The organism is Melaminivora alkalimesophila (assembly GCF_000282995.1).
In the GTDB taxonomy this organism is placed as follows: domain Bacteria; phylum Pseudomonadota; class Gammaproteobacteria; order Burkholderiales; family Burkholderiaceae_C; genus Melaminivora; species Melaminivora alkalimesophila.
The window spans coordinates 1-4,071 of the sequence record NZ_ALEE01000301.1; the positions used below are offsets into that span (position 1 = coordinate 1).

At 71.5% G+C, this 4,071-nt stretch carries 4 protein-coding genes and 1 pseudogene; all 5 read right to left on the reverse strand.

The features are described from left to right. A pseudogene (locus A612_RS05680) lies at positions 1-180 on the reverse strand (malonyl-CoA synthase); the annotation flags it as partial. 53 nt (positions 181-233) lie between these two features. Beyond that, the gene (locus A612_RS05685; protein ID WP_019373564.1) at positions 234-1,019 is read right to left on the reverse strand and encodes an enoyl-CoA hydratase/isomerase family protein; all 786 of its coding nucleotides are present in this window, start codon (positions 1,017-1,019) and stop codon (positions 234-236) included. Then, positions 1,016-2,473 (reverse strand): malonyl-CoA decarboxylase, encoded by a 1,458-nt coding sequence (locus A612_RS05690; protein WP_040436189.1) that lies wholly within the window; start codon positions 2,471-2,473, stop codon positions 1,016-1,018. The genes A612_RS05685 and A612_RS05690 overlap by 4 nt, the downstream gene beginning before the upstream one ends. Before the next feature lie 97 nt (positions 2,474-2,570). Beyond that, complete coding sequence (gene lgt / locus A612_RS05695; protein WP_019373566.1) at positions 2,571-3,401, reverse strand: prolipoprotein diacylglyceryl transferase; 831 nt, start codon at positions 3,399-3,401, stop codon at positions 2,571-2,573. Between the two features lie 66 nt (positions 3,402-3,467). After that, positions 3,468-4,071: YbfB/YjiJ family MFS transporter (locus A612_RS05700; RefSeq protein WP_040436190.1), on the reverse strand; the 604-nt coding region annotated here is incomplete at its 5' end.

Below are 4,071 nucleotides of genomic sequence, written 5' to 3' on the forward strand. Positions count from 1 at the left end.
CGGCGGCAGGCCGAGCGAGCCCAGCAGGTTCGCCAGCCGGGCGCTGGCCCGATCCAGGTCGCGCCAGGTATAGGCCAGGGGTTCACCCGCCGGGCTGGTGGCCTCGACGGCGACCTGGTCCAGGTCGGCGGGGAAGGCGGCGCGCAGGGCGCTGTAGAGGTTCTGCGATGGGGTGGGCATGGCGAATCTGGAAACAGGAGCGTGCGAAACCGCCGGATCACGACACGGCGCGCTCAGAAGGCAGGAGGGCGCTTGGCCAGGAAGGCCGTGATGCCCTCGCGGTGCTCTGCACTGTCGGCGTAGGCGTAGGGATCGTGCGCATCGGCTGGCCACGGCGCGCGCGCCTCCCGCCAGGCGCGCAATGTCTGCTTGTTCATGCGCGCCGCCGCGGGCGCCAGCCCGGCAATGCGCCGGGCGCTCAGGAGGGCCTCGCGGCGCAGCGCCTCGGGCTCGACCACGCGCGCCAGGAAGCCCAGCTGGAACATGCGCCCGGCGTCGAAGGTCGCCGCCTCCAGCAGCATCTGGCGCGCCACGCCCTCCCCCACCGCGCTCGCCACCAGCGCCGCCTCGCGTGGCGCCATGGGAAAGCCCAGGCGCGCGATCGGCGCGCCGAAGCGGGCATCGGCGGCGGCGATGCGCACATCGCAGCAGCTGGCGATCTCCACCCCCGCGCCCATGCAGGCGCCGGCAATCGCCGCCACCACCGGCACGTCGCAGCCCAGCATGGCCGACAGCCCGCCCCAGACCTCGCCCTCATGGAAGTCGCGCAGCTGGGCCGCATCGAAGCGGAAGGCCGGGTATTCGGAGATGTCGCCGCCCGCGCAGAAAGCCTCGCCCGCGCCTTCCATCAGCACGCAGCGCGCCTGCGGATCTGCCTGGATGCGCTCGAAGACCGCGCGCAGCTCCCGCCACATGGCGCGCGTCATGGCGTTCAGCCGCCCCTCGTGGCGCAGCACCACGCGCACCAGGCCGGGCACTTCGCCCGCACCCGAAGGCTGCAGCTCGACCTGCCCGCTCATGGCTGTCGCGCCAGGGCCTCGACCTCGGCCGAGACCGGAATGCGCCCCTGCGCGAGCATGGCGCGGTGCCGGTCCAGCCGCTTGAGGTCGTAGAGGTAGTTCACCATCAGTCCGAAGGATTGCCGCAGGCCCTTGGGCGAGGGATCGCCCGCCCAGTTCAGCCGCTCCACGCGCGCCCCGTTGCCCAGGTGAAAGCGCGCCACCGGATCGGCGGGCCGCCCCTTCTTGTCCAGCTCGCGCCCCAGGTAGCGCGCAGCGCAGCGCAACAGGAACTGGCGCAGCGGCGCCTTGGCCGGCAGCTCCAGCGCCTGCTGGTCGGCGGCAGCCAGCAGCTGGGCGAACTGGAACTCTGTCTCGCCCTCGGGCAGGACGGCGCGCTCGAGCGCCCGGCGCTCCTTGTCGGGCAGTTCCTCGAGCTGGGCCGCACCGTGCTTGCCCAGCCAAGCGCGAAAGCCCGGAATGGGCGACAGGGTGGCGAAGGTGCGCAGGCGCGGAAATTCCGCGGTCAGCGTCTCCACCACGTGCTTGATGAGCGAATCGCCGAAGCTCACGCCGCGCAGCCCCGGCTGCGTGCTGCTGATGGAATAGAAGATGGCGGTGGTGGCGCGCTGGATGTCGGCCTGCGCGGCCGCCTCGTCCAGGAGCGGCGTGATGCTCGCCGTGATCTCGCTCTCCAGCGCCACCTCGACGAAGATCAGGGGTTCGTCGGGCATGCGCGGATGGAAAAAGCCGTAGCAGCGCCGGTCGCTGTCGAGCCGGTTCTTCAGATCGGCCCAGCTCTTGATGTCGTGCACCGCCTCGTACTTGATGAGCTTCTCCAGCAGCGACGCCGGCGAATCCCAGGACAGGCGACGCAGCTCCAGGAAGGCCACGTCGAACCAAGTGGAAAACAGCTGCTCCAGCTCGACGTCCAGCGGCATCAGGCGCTTGTCACCGCGCAAGCGCGGCAGCAGTTCGGCGCGCAGCTCGACCAGGAAACGCAATCCATCCGGGAAGACAGCAAAGCGCTGCAGCAGGCGCGTGCGCGGCGACACCAGGGCACGGCGCAGGTGCGCCTCCGCCTGGGGTGCCTCCTCGGTGCCCGCGGCCTCCTCATAGCGCAGCTGCGCCGCCTTCACCTGGGTGGCGTCCGCGGCGAACTGCTCGCAGATCAGCAGCCACAGGTCGCGCCGCTCCTCTGGCGCCGCCTGGGCGTACCACCGAGCCACGGCCTCGGCCCGGCGACCCGCCTCGATCTCGCTCACGCGCTCGGCGGCCACGGCCTGCAGGTCTTCCAGCAGGCGCCGCAACATGCGCGGCGACAGGGCCTCACCGGCGCGGCGCAGCGTTGCCTGCAGGCGTTCGTGCGTGCTGCGCTCGGGAGGCGCCCCCTTGGAGGCTGGCTGGGGGGGTTGCTCGTCTGCCGCCGGTCGCGGGCGGCCGACGCTGCGCGAGAGCCAAGAAGTTGCGTTCATCGTGGAGAGGAAGGTCGGGATGCAGCCGCGGCTGGTGGGCAGCGCAGCAGAAAAGACAGGACGATGAAAATCATAGCGCCCCAGGCCACGGCCGCAGTCACCTGGATGGCGCGCGGCCTCGGGCGGCAGCGCTTGCCGGCTGGCGCTGCGCCCACAGCCACAGCAGCACACCGGCGGCGATCATCGGCAGGCACAGCCACTGGCCCATGGACAGACCCAGCCCCAGCAATCCGAGGAAGGCGTCGGGCTCGCGGAAATACTCGGCGATGAACCGCAGCGCGCCATAGCCCACCAGGAAGGCCGCCGCCACCTCGCCGCGTCGGCGCGGGCGGCGCGCGTACAGCCACAGCAGCACGAACAGCAGCAACCCCTCCAGCAGGAACTGGTAGATCTGCGACGGATGGCGCGGCAGCATCGAGCCACTTTGCGGGAACACCATGCCCCAGGGCAGCTCGGGCGAGGCGAACCGCCCCCAGAGCTCGCCATTGATGAAGTTGCCGATGCGCCCGGCCGCCAGGCCTGTGGGCACGCAGGGCGCGACGAAGTCCACCACCTGCAGCCACGGCCGCCCGCGCGAGTGGGCGAACCACAGCATGGCGCCGATCACCCCCAGCAGGCCGCCATGAAAGCTCATGCCACCCTGCCAGATGGCGAAAACCTCCAGCGGGTGCGCCAGGTAGTAGCCCGGCTTGTAGAACAGGCAGTAGCCCAGCCGCCCGCCTACCACCACGCCCAGCACCCCGAGGAACAGGATGTCCTCCACGTCCTTGCGCGTCCAGCCGAGCGTGGCGTAGGGGGCATGGCGCAGGCGCAGGTTGCCCAGCAGCATGAACAGCGCAAAGCCGGCCAGGTAGGTCAGGCCGTACCAGTGGATGGCCAGCGGCCCGATCTGCAGGGCCACGGGGTCGATCTGCGGGTACATCAGCATGGGAGCGATTGTGGCGCATCCGGCGCCGCGCCCGGGGTCGATGGCGCGGCCCGCGCGCGCCCTGCCTCAGGCGCTGCGCTCGGCCCGCTGCAGCCCCACCAGCATCGCCATGCCCACCAGCATGACGGCGGCCGTGGCCACCAGCGCACCCGCGTAGCTGCCCGTCGCCGTGGCGATGGCGCCGGTCATGGCGGGGGCGATGACCTGCGCAGCCCCGTAGCTCAGCGTCAGGCGCGCCATCGCCTTGGCGGGGTTGTCCGGGTAGCGCCGCCCGATGAGCGCCAGCGTCAGGCTGACGATGCCGGCGAAGGTGCCGCCGTAGAGCGCCGCGCTGGCGAGGTTCCAAAGCGGTGCGCCACTCAGCGCCGGCAGCACGATCGAGACGATCTGCAGGCCATAGGCCAGCAGCAGCGCCCGGACTTGCCCCAGCCGGGCCGCCAGCCGGTCCCACACCAGGCTGGAGGGCACGGCCGCCACACCCACCACCACCCAGACCAGCGCCCCCTGGCCGCGCAGCAGGGGCATCTTCTCAACGATGTCCACGATGAAGGTGGCGCTCACCACGTAGCCGAAGCCGGCGCAGAAATACGATGCCATCAGCAGGCCCAGCCAGCGGCGCGAGGGCCGCTCGCCCGGCATGGCAGCTGCAGCTGCTGCCGGGGCCCCGGCC